This window comes from Sulfitobacter maritimus (assembly GCF_013346665.1).
Classification (GTDB): Bacteria; Pseudomonadota; Alphaproteobacteria; order Rhodobacterales; family Rhodobacteraceae; genus Sulfitobacter; species Sulfitobacter maritimus.
Window position 1 is genome coordinate 1 of the sequence record NZ_JABVBB010000019.1, and the last position, 15,226, is coordinate 15,226.

Consider the following 15,226-nt stretch of genomic DNA (forward strand, 5'->3'; position numbering starts at 1 on the left):
TGGACCTGTCCCGCTTTCGTGCCGCCCCAAGTGCTCGTTTAAGCCACTTTCCGTTCGAAGGCGACGGGGCTTTTCCAGCCCAGTGCTGAGTGGCGTCGCCGTGGGTTGTAGAAGCCGTTGATGTATTCAAAGATCGCCATCTCAGCTTGCCGCCGTGTTTCCCATGACCTGCGCCAAATGAGTTCAGCTTTGATGGTTTTGAAGAAGGTCTCGACGACAGCATTGTCGTAACAATTGCCCTTGCCAGACATCGACACCTTGAAGCCTTGCTGGCGCAGAAGTTTCTGGTAGTCGTGCGAACAATATTGCGACCCGCGATCCGTATGGTGGATGCAGCTCTTGGGCGGTGCCCTGAACGCAATTGCCATCTTCAAAGCCCGTATTGCCAAGTCTCGTTTCATACGGTTGCTGACCGCCCAGCCGATCACGCGCCTTGAATGCAGGTCGAGGATGACAGCCAAATACAGCCATCCCTCACGCGTCCAGACATAGCTGATGTCACCGGCCCATTTCTGGTTCGGTTGGTCAGCCATAAAATCCCGGTCCAGCAGGTTTGGCGCAATATTGAACTTGTGATCACTGTCTGTCGTCACCTTGTGTTTACGGGTTCGCACCACGGATATGCCGTTCTGGCGCATCAAACGACCCACACGGCGGTGACCGATATTCAGGCCGATCTCCTTCAGTTCTTCTGTCATGCGCGGCCTGCCATAGCTGCCCAGGCTGAGACGGGATTGTTCTTTGATGTGCGCCAAGGTGACCAGATCAGACCGCTGTCTGCGGCTGGCAGGACGGCTTCGGAATGCTCGCAAACCGCGCGAACTGACACCGACAACGTGACACAAGCGGTTCACGGGGAAGTGGCTCCGGTGTTCCTCGACAAACCTAAATCTCATTGCTTTAGGCCCGCAAAGAACTGGGTGGCCTTTTTTAGGATTTCCCTCTCCTCCTTGAGAAGACGGTTCTCGCGCCGAAGTCGCTCATTCTCTTGGGCGAGGCTCAAATCCTCTTTCGACACCACGTCTGTGCCTCGGTGCGCGGTGATCCATTTGTTAAGCGTCGACATGCCAACACCCAGATCGTCAGCCACCTGCTTGCGCGTCAGCCCACTCGTCAGTGCGATACGCACCGCATCCTGGCGGAATTCGTCCGTCCGTTTCAGTCCCATAGTTCATCTCCTTTGTTGCAGTAAATGCTATCAAAGGAGCGGCATCAAACTGCGACAGGTCCAAATCTCTGCGGCTCCTCCCCTAGCTGCCCAAGGCAAACCCGTTTAGAAGCGAACGAAACTGCTTGGGAGCGGACAATTGCAAAAGATCACTCTGCCTGAGCGCCCGAACTGGCGCGAGCACGCTCAGGACGTCGGCTTTTCCTTTGCTGATATGCATGGCGAACCCTATTGGGACGAAACCTCGGCCTATGCTTTCACGCTTGAGCAGATTGAGAACGATCTCGAAGACCCGGCGACCGAACTGCACGCGATGTGCCGCGACGCGGTGGCGGAGATTATTGCGAGCGAAGAGTTAATGGACTGTCTCGCCATTCCTGAGGCACACCGTGATCTTGTCGCGGCAAGCTGGCGCGAGGGCGATCCCGAGATTTATGGGCGGTTTGACTTCGCATATGACGGTGACGGGCCAGCAAAGCTGCTAGAATACAACGCCGACACGCCCACATCGCTTTATGAAAGCGCGGCTTTTCAATGGCAGTGGCTGGAGGACCAGCTTAAAGCAGGTGTTCTGCCGGAGGGGGCGGATCAGTTCAACGGCATCCACGAGGCCTTGGTCGCCCGTTTTGCAGAAGTGTTCGAGCCGGACAGCGATTTGCATTTCACTGCCGTCGCGGACAGCCCCGAAGACTATGGCACGGTCGAGGCGATGGGCTGGGCCGCGCGTGAGGCCGGGTTGGGCGCGCATTATTGCGATCTTGATAAAATTGCGCTCAGTGATGACGGCCAGTTTCTCGATGACCAAGACCGCCGTATCGCTGTCCTGTTCAAGCTCTACCCTTGGGAGGACTTGCTGCGAGACGACTACGCTGCGCATATCGCAGGGTCAGGCTGTCTCTTTCTCGAACCTGCGTGGAAGGCGCTGCTGTCCAACAAGGGGCTTTTGCCTGTCCTGTGGCAGATGTTTGAAGGCCACCCGAACTTGCTGCCCGCGTTTTTCGAAGCAGAGGTTGGCGAGGCGCTTGCTGGTCGTGGGGCGGCCTCTGAACGGGCTGCAGCCGCATTTGACCGTGCCGCCGCGCGTTTGGCAGAGGCCCATGTGCGCAAGCCGATCCTGTCGCGCGAGGGTGCATCGGTTTCTATCCATCAGGCTGGGGAAGTCGTCGAGACATCAACCAACACTGACTATGCTCAGCACCCTCGGATCATCCAAGCCTATGCGCCGCTGCCCACCTTGGATGGCTTTCATCCTGTGGTGGGGGCATGGATCGTTGGCCAGACCTGCGCCGGAATCGGCATCCGCGAGGACTGTTCGCGCATCACGCAAGATTTGTCCCGCTTCAAGCCGCACTACATAAAGCCCTAATGCGCCCTAATCCCAGCTTGCCGAAAGGCCTAGATATGACCAAACGCTCCAGACATGTTTCCATCGCCATCGTAGGTGCCACCGCCTTTACCCTCGCGGGTTGTAAGGAGGAAAAGGTCGATGCGGCAGCCTTTCCCGACTTGCAAAGCTGTTTGGCCGAAACCTCAGAGAACAGCATCTTCAGCAAAGACGACTGCGAGACCGCATTCGCCGAAGCGCAAACGCTGCATGTCGAAGCGGCACCGCGCTATGACAGTCTTGAGGTTTGCGAAGAGCAGCACGGTCCGGACGCCTGTAGCACAGAGGAGGCGGCAACGCAGGGCGGCTCAAGTCGGATCTTCATGCCGCTGTTGGCGGGCTATCTGATCGGCAATATGATGGGCGGCCGTTCCGGCATGTCGGCGGCCCAACCGCTCTACAAGACCGCAGACGGACGTTTCACCAATGCTGCACGCTCCAGCAGTTTTTCAACAAACCGAGGCGCGGCCAAACTCAGCACATCGCAGTTCACGCGCCCTGCCAGCACAGTCGGGAAAACGCCAATGACCCGCGCGACGGCGGCCTCTCGGGGTGGGTTTGGCCGAACTGGCGGCTCACGCGGATTTGGCGGCTAGGGTATTTCTCCGCCCGCACCGCAGGCTTTTGATCGCAGGCCTAGGCTCGCATTCCGGTAAACGTCCCCGATGCAAAAATACCGAATTTGACCGTGCCTGACATGCTCTGCTCTTCGTGATTGCCTTTGAACACAAGCTTCATTGGCATAGGCCGCTCTATCTTGGTGGCCCATTCAATGGTGTCTGATCCAAACGTCAGATTGAGCATCGGGCCCGACCCGTTCTTCGCGCGCATTTCCCCGACGGGCGGAGATTGCGCTGCATCGATATTGAGCGTGGCATCAAAGGTGCCTGTGGGGGACGTGATCGCTATATTCCAAACCTGCATGGGCGCACTTTCATTCTGTCGCAAACGCTATTTTCGCGTAGAAACATTTATGAACAGAACCATGCGCGCCGCACGGGCTGACCTCGCGTCAAAGCCCGCACAAAATGACGTAGCGCGATGCGTCGGGCATGAAACCGCCGAGCAATCACCTGAATGCGGTCCACAAGGATGATCAGCGGCAAAGGCGCATTGACAGTCTAGGGATACAGGGTAGGCTTGCCCTATGGTTACGCATGAGAATCATTTTCGGTTTCTGCTTCTGAACCGCCCCCGTCCCCGGGTGGCGCACGCTTAGGCGTATCTTCAACCCCCGGGGCCATCTCAAACCTTTCATTGAGACTGCGATCCTTCCACGGGGGACGACCATGTATATCACCAATTCGATGCACCTGCCTGCGGGCAGTACATATCAGCCATCCTTCAAATCCCCGCCGCTCCGGGGCCGTTTTCAACTGACCCAAGCCGACCGGATTGGGATCGAACGGTTGCTCAGCCTCGGGCTCACGGCGGAATGTCCAAACCCAACGCTGATCGAAGGCTTCCTGCGCCATAAGCTGCGTCTGGCACGACCTGCGCTCGAACCGGCCCCCAAAAGCCTCGTGGTGGCTGGACGCTACGTGTCTTACATGACCGCTGGCGGCAAAGCCCGAAGCGGCCTGCTGACAATGGTCCAAAGCGATGACGTGAGCTGCATCCCTGTAACCTCCTTTCTGGGGGCAACGATGTTGGGGATGCAAAAGCAGCAAAGAGTACCGCTCCTGCGCGAGGATGGGTGGATTGACACCCTCGTTGTGCTGGACGTGGGCGGCGCTTGATCCGGCGCAGCCAGCGCATCGTCACCGCCTTCCCGACTTGTAATTTCCGACCAAAGGAGTTCCTCCATGTCTACCCCCACCAAAGCCCGCAGGCCCCGTCGCCCAAAGATCGTTCTTAGCAGCACGCGGCTGGCGGAGCTTGAGGCGCTTTCCGAAGGCATGATGCGCCGCAACCCAGACTTGGCGGAACAACTCGTCGAAGAACTGGGACGCGCGCGCATTGTCACCCCGGCGCGACTGCGGCCTGATATTGTCGATATCGGGCGCAAGGTCACCTACCGGGATGAGACCGCTGAAAAGGATCATACGATCACGCTCGTTTTTCCGCAGGACGCGGATATTTCCAACGAGCGCATCTCGGTCATGACCCCGCTCGGCGTGGCGCTGATCGGCTTGGCCGAAGACGCCGTGTTCCACTGGGAAACCCGCGACGGGCATCGGCGCGAATTGAAAATCCTCAAAGTCTTCCCGGCAGACCACGAAGCGCTACAGGGGGCCTGACGTGAGAGATGCGAAGTTGAGGGCGCGCAAGAACCATGCGCGGCCCGGGGGGTGTGATATCCTGCTGTGAACAGCATGGCGCACCGTCCGGGATGATCGTCGCCGATCCGTCGGCAAATCTAATTCCAAGCCGGAGAACCGCCGTGACCTTTCATCTTCCCCATAAATGCCCTTCTTGCAGCGCCACGATCCCCCGCGCTGCCGCCGGGCGCTGCCCCAGTTGCCGGTATCAGTTCGCCGAAACGCTGGCGGTAAGATCCGTCAGATGTCGCCGCTGTGATGCACCGATACCGCTTCAGGGGGCGGCAGCCCTTACCTGCGCGACATGCCGCACGCAGCGCCCGTCGCGTCTCGCGGCATAACTGGCTGCCGCACACAGCGCCCGTCGCGTCTCGCGGCATAGCGGGCTGCGGCTCAATCTGGGTGGACCCTCCAAGGTGGCCACCCACTGCCGCCTGCGCTCAACCCTGCGACGGCTTCTTTTCCGGCCCGGGCTTTGTCGCACATTCCATAAAAATCCTCAGTTCACAGCCCCGGCAAATGTCGTCATCGGCAGCTTTGACGGCGGCGGCAATCGCTTCGCCCTTATTGTTATGCATGTTGTCTTCGCCAAGCTCGTCGAACACATGCAACTGTCGCATGATGCGCAATGCGGGCGCGTTGGTGGTGAAGATGTGAAAATCGGCCCCCGCCCTGCGCGCGCGCCTGATCTCTTTCAACAGCAACCCTGCGCCTGACAGATCAATCTTCCAAAGACCTTTCAACCCCATCAGTTTTGTCTTGGGAATCGAGCTGCGCTCCTCCACCTGCCTGAACTGCTGTTCCACGTTCTCGACCGAGGCAAAGAACAGCGGCCCATCGACCCGGATGACAGAAATCTGCGGACATTCCGGCAGCCCGTAGTTTGCCGCGTTTTTAAACACCCGCCTGCCGTTGATCTCTGTCGGGGAGCCGACCGCGACGATGGGGTGTGCGCTGTCGTAAAGAAAGACGCAAAGCGATGTGATCACGCCGATGACAATGGCGAGGTCCAACTCGGTAAAAACCCCGGTCAGAAATGTCGCGGCCAAAATGGCTGTCTCGCTCTTGTTCGAGGTCAGGATATGGCGGATCTCATGAAAGTTGATAAGCCGGTACGATACGAAAAGGATCACCCCCGCCATCGCCGGAACCGGGACAAACTCCAGATAGGGCGCGAGCACGAAGAGCAGGATCACCAAGAACCCCGCCGCGAAAATCGTCGACAGCGGAGTTTGCGCGCCCGCATCCGCGTTCAAACCGGACCGCGTGAAGGAGCCGGACCCGGCGTAGCACTGAAAGAACGACCCCACCGCGTTGGACAGCCCCTGCCCGACCATCTCTTGACTGGAGTCGTAAGGCTCATCGCGCCGGAGTGCGAAAGAACGCCCGATGGAAATCGCTTCGAGCAGACCGACAAAGGCGACGGTCGCCGCGACGGGCAAAAGCTCCGTTAAAATCTCATAGGACATCTCAGGCGCGCCGAAGGACGGCACGATGGAGGTCAGCGGAGAGAACATCGCGACGCCCTGCGCAGGCGCATCCAGCACCCAAGCGGCCCCCGTCCCGACGGCCAAAGCGATGATATAGGAGGGCATTTTCTTGCTGAAACGTGACAGCAGGATAAGGGTGAGGATCGTCGCCGCTGAGATAAGAAGCGCCGTTGCATTCACTCCGCCGATGTTCTCAGCCGCATGAAACACCCGCTCAAAAACACCGCCCCCCGCCCCTTTGGCCAGGCCGAGCGCGCCGTTCAATTGGCTGGCCGCGATCAAAAAAGCAGCGGCGGCGGTAAACCCGATCAGAACCGAGTGCGAGATAAAGGAGATCAACCCGCCGAGCTTAAACACGCCAGCAATGATCTGGATCATCCCCACCATCAGGGTCAGAGACAACACCATCGCGATGTAGTCGTCAGACCCCGGCACCGCGAATTGCGACATCGAGCCAAAGACCACAGCCGAGATCGCCGTTGTCGGCCCCGACACCATGATCATCGACGACCCCCAGATGCCGGCAATCAGCGATACGACGACAGCGGTGAACAGCCCGAATTCCGGCGGCAGACCGGCGATAATGGCAAAGGCCACCCCCTGCGGCAAAACCACCGCCGCATTCGAAAGACCGGCTACAGCATCAGCCTTGACCGTGTTGCGATCAACCTGTTTGAACCAAGGTCGCGCCGGGCTAAGCGCCGAGAACAACGCGGTTAACCGCTGATGCATATGCTTCTCCCGAACCTGTGTCTGAGGTTCTGCTGTCAGCGCGAGGAATGGTTAGCCCTTCGGTTTGGCACCCGCCGCTGCAAAGGCAGCTTCAAGGTCGGCCTCCGTCGGAAAGCCGATCAGCACACCCGCCCTCGCTTCGTTCAGATCCCGCCCGCGCCGTTCGATTTCGGCGTCGGACATCGTGGTGCGCTGGCTGATGCGGCGGGTCCATTGAAAGAACAGTTTTTGCAGGCGTTCACACTCCTGCCCATATTGCGGATCATTCCCCAGATCGTTGAACTCATCCGGATCGGTCTGCAAGTCAAACAGCATCGGGCGGAACCCTTCAGCAAAGACGTATTTCCAACGCCCATCGAAAAGCATTGTCAGTTTCGCTTCGGCAACGCTCACGCCCAGACGACGGCGCGCCTGCCGGAAGGAGTAGTCATATTCAGAGACGACGAAATCGCGCAGGCTGTCCGCCTTGCCCTGCATGAGCGGGCGCAGGGACTTGCCTTCGATAATATGCGGGACCGCAGCACCACCGAAATAATCAAGAATGGTCGGCACCACATCGATCGCCTCGACCAGCGCGTTCGAAACCGTGCCGCGTGTGGCATCCGCCTCTTCGCTGGGGTCGACAACGATCAACGGAATCCGTGCCGAAGGATCGTGGAACAGTTCTTTCTCGCCCAGCCAGTGATCGCCTAGATAGTCGCCGTGGTCCGAGGTGAAGACGATCATCGTCTCATCGGTCAGGCCTTTGGCGTCGAGAAACGCCATCAACTCGCCCATCTGATCGTCGATCTGTTTGATCAGCCCCATGTAGGCACCGATCACCTTGGTCCGGGTGACGTCATTGGTAAAGGCTTTGGACACACGTTCTTCCATGAAAGCGCCAAAGACCGGATGCGGGTCTGACTTTTCGGCCTCGCTGCGCAGCACCGGCTGATGGGTCTCAGGCGGGTACATGTCGTGGTAGGGCGCAGGGACGATATAGGGCCAATGCGGTTTGATATAGCTCAGATGCAGACACCAAGGTGTGTCGCCAGCCTCTTCGATGAAATCCATCGCACGGCGGGTGATATAGGGGGTTTCGCTTTCCTCGTCCGACGCGCGGGCCTTCAGGTCCGAATTATCGAGGAACCAACCGCTCAGGATGTTCCCGTCTTCGTCTTCACCGCTGTTGGCGACACTGTCCCAAGGGTTTTCGTCCTCCCAGCCGCGTTCTTTCATGTAGGCGTCATAGGCTTTGTTGCGCTTGCCATAGGCCGTGCTTGGGTGCAGCCCGTCATCACGCTCATAGGGCTCAAAGCCACATTCAGACACCAGCGCGCCGATGGTGCTGTCGGGCGAGAGGCCTAGCCGCTTCATGCCTTCCGCATCCGCACTCATATGGGTCTTCCCGCAGAGCGCTGTCCGCACGCCGAGAGGGCGCAGATGGTCGCCCAAAGTCATTTCGCCCACTTTCAGCGGCACGTTATTCCACGTCGACCCATGCGAGCTGACGTAGCGCCCTGTATAGAAAGACATGCGCGAGGGGCCGCAGATCGTGGATTGCACATAGGCGCGGTCAAACCGCACGCCGCGCTTGGCCAGCGCGTCGATATGCGGCGTATCAAGCCCCGGATGCCCTGCGCAGGACAGGTAATCCCATCGCAGTTGATCACACATGATGAAGAGCACGTTTTTTGTCATGATGGCGTCCGGGTCCGAGAAGTATTCAGGCTGTAGCAGGGGGGGACCGGGGCTGATTATGCCCCGGTCAATGTTTTTAGGCTTTTGCCGCGTCAGGGATTTCGACACCCAGTTCGGTCAAGGCACGCAAAGCGCCGGGGTGCAGTGGCAGGTTGATGTCCTGAACAGCACCCTCTGGCGTGATTGCCCGCAGCCAAGGCGCACTTTCGCCCGCCTCTTTGACGCCTTCATAGAAGGCCTTGGTCATCTGATAGACCATCTCCTCATCCGCGTCCTTGTTGGTGACGATCCCAACAGTGACGCCCAATGTCGTGACGTCTTCATCGTTCACCTGATTGTCACCATAGATGCCCGCAGGCAGGGTTGCCGCACTGAAACCGGGGCGACCCACGAGCGCCTGAACACCCTCTGATTCAAGCGCATCAGCAGGGATACCAAGGAAGCGGATCTTGTTGGTCACTGCGATCTGGGTCAGTGCGGGGCTCGGTGCGTTGGTCGGGTTGCAGTAGACGTCAATGTTACCGTCTTGGAAGGCCGCCGCTGCCGCGTCCCAGCCGAGCTTGACCGCTTCGTAATCGGTGCCTTCTTCCAAACCGGCCACGGCTTTGAACAGACGCGCCATGGTGGTGTAGGCCGCGCCGCCGGGGGGGCCGAGGAAGACGCGTTTGCCGGCGATCTGGTCCATCGATGTGATGCCAGAGGAGTCGTAAACCGCGATGTGATAGACCCCCATCGGGAAGTTCAGCACGGTGCGCAGGTTGTTGACCAGTTCCGGTGCCTGTTCGATCTTCTCATACATCGCCGCCTGACGGCGCATCAGCGAATGGATAACCGGCGAAGACATGCAAAAATCGCTGCGCCCCATCGCCACTTCAAGCACATGGCGCGTGGCCGCGCCGGTCGCATTCAGCTGGATTTCATAATCCGGCAACGCACCGTTCACGATATTCGCAAACGTAGTCATCACGAGGTTCGGGCTGGTGCCGGGCCCGAGCGTCGACATGCGCAGGATATCTTTCGCGAAGGCCCCACCCGGCAGAGCAGCAAGCGTGGCCGCACCTGCGGCGGTGCCGAGAAATCCACGGCGCGTGAAGGTTGAATTGGTCATTGGTTAGTCCTCCTCTGGATTAAGAAACTTCGGGTGTCAGGAATGACCCGAACCGAACGGCGGACCAAAGCGCTACGGTGGCTGCCACGGCAATCCACGACACGAGGGGTCCGAAAAACAACAGCGCAAAGGCAATAGCGAGGCCCAAGGGCGCATAGCGCGCCTTGCCTTTTGCGGGGTAGCAAGCGCGCGAAATATGCAGCACCGCCAGGGTGACGAACAGGATCGACTGCGCCGATTCCGCGAGCGGATAGCCTGTTCCCAGCAGCATGGCCGGTTGGTAGATAAAGGCAAAGGGAATCACAAAACCGGGCATCGCCAGCCGTGACGCTTCAATCGCCGTGCGCATGGCACCGGCCCCGGCAATGGGCGCGGCGGCAAAGGCCGCAAGGGCCACAGGCGGCGTGACCGCCGACAGCACACCAAAATAGAGCACGAACATATGCGTATGGATGATCGGCACGCCAAGCCGCTGTAGCGCAGGCCCCATGACCAACACGATGATCAGATAGGCAGGCACCGTGGGCATCCCCATGCCCAACAGCAAGCACGCCACCGCCATGAGCAGCAGGGATATCGCCAATTGGCCATCGGCATAGCTCGATACCAGCGACGCAAAGCGCAGCCCGACTCCGGTCAGGTTCAAGATGCCGATGATGATACCAACCGCGCCCACGATCACCACAAGCTGGGCCGAGATCAGCCCCGCCGAACGAATGAACCTGATCCAAGAAGGCACATCGGTCAGCAGTCCGGGCTTGATCGCGAAGCCGAGTACAACCGCAAAGGCCACACCAATAAAGCCCGCATAGGCCGGGGAAGAGCCACCCACCATGGCAACGACAATGGCGGTCAGCGACAGCATAAAGACGATGATCTGCGCAAGCTCACGCCAAACGAAGCTGAGCTTTGGCTGTTCGGACACATCCAAATCCATGCCCCGCGCGGCGCTAGAGGTCGCCATGAACAACCCCGCGTAGTACAAGATCGCCGGAACGGCAGCGGCGGCGCAGATGGTGAGGTAAGGCTCCCCGGTGACATCGGCCATGATAAAGGCCACGGCCCCCATGATCGGCGGCGTGATCTGCCCCCCGCTTGAGGCCGCGGCTTCGACCGCGCCAGCAAAATGGGCTTTGAACCCGCGTTTCTTGATCAGCGGGATCGTAATGACTCCGGTGCCGACGACATTGGCCACGGCACTGCCAGAGATCGTGCCGAACAGCCCGCTCGCAATGGTCGCCGCCGCCGCTGGCCCCGACCGGACACGCCCCGTCGCCGCAAGAGCCAGCTTCACAAGCACCCGGTCGATCGTCAGAAACTCAAGGAAAGCACCGAAAACGATAAAGATCAGGATGGTCGAAACCACCGTCGCCATCGGTCGGCCAAATACCCCGTCGAAGGAATACCACAGAACCTGAATCAATTCCTCAGAGGTCATGCCCGCATGGCGCATGAATCCCGGCGCATATTGCCCAAAGGCCCCGTAGAGCAGCACAAGCGCCGCCACAGTTGCCATCACCATGCCCACAGACCGCCGCGTGAGTTCAATCACCGCGATCAGGCCCAATGTGCCGAGCCATATGTCAGTGGACGTCAGGAAATAGAGCCCGGTTTCAATCTCTGCTGCTGCGCGGAAGTATTGGAAAACTGAAACGCCGAGGAAGGCTGCCGTAAGCAGGGCCAAAGGTTTCCCGGCGACAGCGTGGCGGCTTTCCATCTGGGTCAGCAAGATCAGCAGCCCCCCGACCAACAGCATCCCCACGCGCAGATAGGACTCACTGAACACGCCAAAGACGGAGACGTAAAAGACGACAGCAATAATCAGAGCCGATAGCGCAAGGTTCAATCCGGTCACGGATTTTGAAAGCAGATTTTGCATCGGTCCTCATCTCCTCCGAATGCGGCGTCCGGTTCAGGTCTCCTCCGACCTTACCGCGATTTCGCAAAAACTAGACAGCGAACCCTTGACGGTCCAATATGGATTTCACTAGGTGGAACGCTATGACGAAATTAAATCGTTCTGTTGAACGCGGCCTCAGCATTCTTGAAGTGATCTCTAGCAATGGCGTGTGTTCTTTGGCCTTTCTGGCTGAGCGGACCGGATTGCCTAAGCCGACAATCTTGCGGATCTGCGCCACTTTGGTCCAACAACGCTGGCTCACCCAAAGCAGAAGTGACAGCCGCTATCGGGTTGGCTCCCGTTTTCCGCGGGTGAACTCCCACCCTGATTCGATAGATTCTTTGGTCGAAGCTGGCGCCTCTGCAATCCTCGCCCTCACGGACGCGACCGGACTCGGCGTGGACCTTGCCGCGCCAATCGGCAACGGGCGGGTTGAGATCGTCGATACAACGCGGACCTTCTCAGAACATGGGATCTTCCCGGACTGCATTGGCTACAGGCCCTCGCCTTTTCGTTCTGCCTTGGGCTGCGCCTTTCTCGCTGCATTAGAGCCAGAGCAGGAAGCCGAATACTCCGCCCGATTGGCCGTCCACACCACAGGCAAGGACCGTGCCGCCGCCTTGGCCCTGCCCGCCAAACTGCGCGAGGTGCGTGCGCAGGGTTTCGCCACGAGAGAGGACGGCTATTGGGGGCGGGCGGTGGATTATGGCGGCATCCCAAGCGCGATCGCGGTCGCCATCGGCTCGCCGGGTCACATCGTCGGCGCGGTCAGCCTGATCTGGCTGGCCGAACAGCACAGCGTCGCCAGCGTTGCCAAAGCGCATTTGGATAAACTGAACGCGACGGCACAGGAAATTGGTAAGCTCTACGCCGCCAATCTGGGTTAATTCGGTTGATCCACCGCGCAGACCTCGCCGGTCTGTTCGTCCACAACACCCTGCAATCGGGTTAGCAGATCGTCCAGTTGCTGTCGCTCTTTTGCGCTGAAGCTGCTCAAGACCGCAGCTTCGAACGCCAAAGCCTCAGGCGCGATCTGGTGAAAGACCTCCAGCCCCTTTTCGGTCACTTCGATCTCAACCAAACGATGGTCTCTGCTGCAGATCGACTTGGCAAGAAGGCCGGCCTTTTCAAGCTTTGATACGGCCCGACTAACGCTTGGTTTGTCGAGGGAAACACTGTCGCGGATTTCACGCACCGACATTTTTTCGCGGTGCGCCACATGCGCCAGAACCCGCCATTCCGGGGTCGAGAGACCGTAGGTGTCGCCGTAAACTTTCGACAGCTTTTTGCTCATGCGCGCGGCCAATACAGACAGTCTGTAGGGCAGAAAATCCGACAGGTTGAAGTCATCCGATGCCATCTGAAGCTGCTCGTTCTTGATCGTTGCAAATGAAATGTTCTTGACGGATTGTCCCACGGCTGGCTATTCGTTGCAAGTGAAACGATTCTCAAACGGCGAGTCGGGCCTAGTTTATGGCTGACACGCAGCAGCATCGAGGGAAGGGAAAACCATGACAGACACTGGCAAAAGCTCTTTGATCCAAGCCAAGGGTGAGACGATCACCCCCGGCTATATGCCCGGATTCGGCAATGATTTCGAAACCGAAGCGCTCCCCGGTGCTCTGCCCCAAGGCATGAACAGCCCGCAAAAATGCAACTACGGCCTTTATGGCGAGCAGCTGTCGGGCACCGCGTTTACCGATGTCCGGCCCGAGCGCACTTGGTGCTATCGCATTCGGCCTTCGGTCAAACACAGCCACCGTTATGAAAAGATCGACCTGCCCTATTTCCGTTCTGCACCCGATATTCACCCCGATGTGACCAGCCTTGGCCAATACCGCTGGGACCCTGTGCCGCATACGGATGAGTCGCTGACCTGGCTCACTGGCATGCGCACCATGACCACGGCGGGCGATGTGCATACCCAAGTGGGCATGGCCACGCATATCTATCTGGTCACCGAGTCCATGCAGGACGCCTATTTCTTCTCTGCCGACAGCGAGATGCTCGTCGTCCCGCAGGAGGGTCGCCTGCGGTTTGCGACCGAGTTGGGCATCATCGACGTAGAGCCCAAGGAAATCGCCATCCTGCCGCGCGGCCTTGTCTACCGGGTCGAGCTGCTCGACGGTCCGGCGCGCGGGTTTGTTTGCGAAAACTACGGCCAGAAGTTTGAACTCCCCGGCCGCGGCCCGATCGGTGCGAATTGCATGGCCAATCCGCGTGATTTCAAAGCGCCGGTGGCGGCCTATGAAGACCGCGAAGTGCCGTCGACCGTTACCGTCAAATGGTGCGGTCAGTTCCATGAGACAAAGATCGGGCAAAGCCCGCTCGACGTGGTCGCGTGGCACGGCAATTATGCCCCCTATAAATACGACCTGCGCAACTACTGCCCCGTCGGCGCGATCCTGTTTGACCACCCCGACCCCTCGATCTTTACCGTGCTGACCGCGCCCTCGGGTCAGGAGGGTACGGCGAATATTGATTTCGTGCTGTTCCGCGAGCGCTGGATGGTGGCCGAAAACACCTTCCGCCCGCCTTGGTATCACAAGAACATCATGTCCGAACTGATGGGCAATATCTATGGCGAGTACGATGCGAAACCACAGGGGTTCGTGCCGGGCGGGGTGAGCCTCCACAACATGATGCTGCCGCATGGGCCGGACCGCAACGCTTTCGAGAAAGCCTCGAACGCCAACCTCGGGCCGGAGAAGTTGGACAATACCATGTCTTTCATGTTCGAGACCCGCTTTCCGCAGCAACTGACCCAATTCGCCGGGAAAGAGGCACCGCTTCAGGACGACTACATCGACTGCTGGGCGGATATGGAAAAGAAGTTCGACGGCACGCCCGGTAAGAAATAATCGCGATGCTAACGCTTTATTCCTACTGGCGCTCGACCACAGCCTACCGCGTGCGGGTGACGCTGAACCTCAAGGGGCTGCCCTACCGGGTGGTCCCGGTGGATCTCGTCGCCGGGGAGCAACGCGCCCCGGACTATGTTGCCAAAAACCCGATCAAAGGGGTGCCGACCCTGCTCCTTGAAGACGGTAGGGCACTAACCCAGTCGTTGGCGATCATGTCCTATCTAGATGAGATCGCCCCCGATCCGGCCCTTCTGCCTGAGCCTGCGTTTCAGCGGGCGCAGGTGCTGGCCGCCGCACAGGTCATCGCGACGGACATTCATCCGATCAACAACCTCAAAGTCGTCAGCCACCTGAAAACCCAACATGGGCTGACTGCGGATGAGGGGACAGCATGGATGCGCCATTGGATGACGGAAGGGCTGCACGCCTATCAAGCGCTGTTGCCAGACGGCCCGTCGTTCAGCTTCGCGGATGTCCCCCTGCTTTGCGACCTTTGCCTCATTCCGCAGCTTTACAATGCTCACCGTTGGGGGGTCGACATGACCCCCTTCGCGCGGCTGCTCGACATCGAACAGCAGGCCTTGCGCCTCCCGGCCTTTGACGCCGCGCGCCCCGAAAATCAGCCAGACGCCAAATGAA

At 59.1% G+C, this 15,226-nt stretch carries 14 protein-coding genes; 7 read left to right on the plus strand and 7 right to left on the minus strand.

The window, feature by feature from the left end; translation table 11 throughout:
• Positions 1–38 precede the first annotated feature (38 nt).
• A protein-coding gene (locus HTT03_RS00940) for an IS3 family transposase (protein WP_174858008.1) occupies positions 39–1,168 on the minus strand; the annotation gives its coding sequence in 2 pieces (ribosomal slippage) (positions 39–925 and positions 925–1,168; 1,131 coding nt in all).
• Between the two features lie 139 nt (positions 1,169–1,307).
• Here HTT03_RS00940 and HTT03_RS00945 point away from each other — a divergent pair.
• A complete protein-coding gene (locus HTT03_RS00945; protein ID WP_174858009.1) occupies positions 1,308–2,534 on the plus strand; it encodes a glutathionylspermidine synthase family protein in 1,227 nt (408 codons plus the stop codon).
• A 35-nt stretch (positions 2,535–2,569) separates the two neighbouring features.
• Entirely contained in the window at positions 2,570–3,148 is a 579-nt protein-coding gene (locus tag HTT03_RS00950; protein ID WP_174858010.1) for a DUF1190 domain-containing protein, read from the plus strand.
• A gap of 40 nt (positions 3,149–3,188) precedes the next feature.
• Here HTT03_RS00950 and HTT03_RS00955 read toward each other — a convergent pair whose 3' ends face one another.
• Positions 3,189–3,476, minus strand: a complete 288-nt coding sequence (locus tag HTT03_RS00955) for a hypothetical protein (protein ID WP_174858011.1) — start codon at positions 3,474–3,476, stop codon at positions 3,189–3,191.
• 365 nt (positions 3,477–3,841) lie between these two features.
• Between HTT03_RS00955 and HTT03_RS00960 the strand changes: the two genes are divergently transcribed.
• Positions 3,842–4,291 (plus strand): hypothetical protein, encoded by a 450-nt coding sequence (locus HTT03_RS00960; protein ID WP_174858012.1) that lies wholly within the window; start codon positions 3,842–3,844, stop codon positions 4,289–4,291.
• Positions 4,292–4,357: 66 nt separating this feature from the next.
• Entirely contained in the window at positions 4,358–4,792 is a 435-nt protein-coding gene (rnk, locus tag HTT03_RS00965; RefSeq protein WP_174858013.1) for a nucleoside diphosphate kinase regulator, read from the plus strand.
• A gap of 461 nt (positions 4,793–5,253) precedes the next feature.
• On the opposite strand, the gene HTT03_RS00970 is transcribed toward rnk, so the two are convergent.
• From HTT03_RS00970 to HTT03_RS00985, 4 genes are all read right to left on the minus strand, one after another.
• Positions 5,254–7,035, minus strand: a complete 1,782-nt coding sequence (locus HTT03_RS00970; protein WP_174858014.1) for a SulP family inorganic anion transporter — start codon at positions 7,033–7,035, stop codon at positions 5,254–5,256.
• A 51-nt stretch (positions 7,036–7,086) separates the two neighbouring features.
• Complete coding sequence (locus HTT03_RS00975) at positions 7,087–8,715, minus strand: alkaline phosphatase family protein (protein ID WP_174858015.1); 1,629 nt, start codon at positions 8,713–8,715, stop codon at positions 7,087–7,089.
• Positions 8,716–8,791: 76 nt separating this feature from the next.
• Positions 8,792–9,823, minus strand: coding sequence for a TAXI family TRAP transporter solute-binding subunit (locus HTT03_RS00980; RefSeq protein ID WP_174858016.1), 1,032 nt, complete (start codon positions 9,821–9,823; stop codon positions 8,792–8,794).
• Between the two features lie 19 nt (positions 9,824–9,842).
• Entirely contained in the window at positions 9,843–11,702 is a 1,860-nt protein-coding gene (locus HTT03_RS00985; RefSeq protein WP_174858017.1) for a TRAP transporter permease, read from the minus strand.
• 122 nt (positions 11,703–11,824) lie between these two features.
• Between HTT03_RS00985 and HTT03_RS00990 the strand changes: the two genes are divergently transcribed.
• Positions 11,825–12,610 (plus strand): IclR family transcriptional regulator, encoded by a 786-nt coding sequence (locus tag HTT03_RS00990; protein ID WP_174858018.1) that lies wholly within the window; start codon positions 11,825–11,827, stop codon positions 12,608–12,610.
• Here the strand turns inward: HTT03_RS00990 and HTT03_RS00995 are convergent.
• On the minus strand, positions 12,607–13,083 hold the full coding sequence (locus HTT03_RS00995) for a MarR family winged helix-turn-helix transcriptional regulator (protein WP_174858019.1): 477 nt from the start codon (positions 13,081–13,083) through the stop codon (positions 12,607–12,609). The genes HTT03_RS00990 and HTT03_RS00995 overlap by 4 nt on opposite strands.
• Positions 13,084–13,234: 151 nt before the next feature.
• Between HTT03_RS00995 and hmgA the strand changes: the two genes are divergently transcribed.
• Positions 13,235–14,584, plus strand: a complete 1,350-nt coding sequence (gene hmgA, locus HTT03_RS01000; protein WP_174858020.1) for a homogentisate 1,2-dioxygenase — start codon at positions 13,235–13,237, stop codon at positions 14,582–14,584.
• Between the two features lie 5 nt (positions 14,585–14,589).
• A complete protein-coding gene (gene maiA, locus HTT03_RS01005; RefSeq protein WP_174858021.1) occupies positions 14,590–15,225 on the plus strand; it encodes a maleylacetoacetate isomerase in 636 nt (211 codons plus the stop codon).
• The last annotated feature ends 1 nt before the right edge of the window (position 15,226 follow it).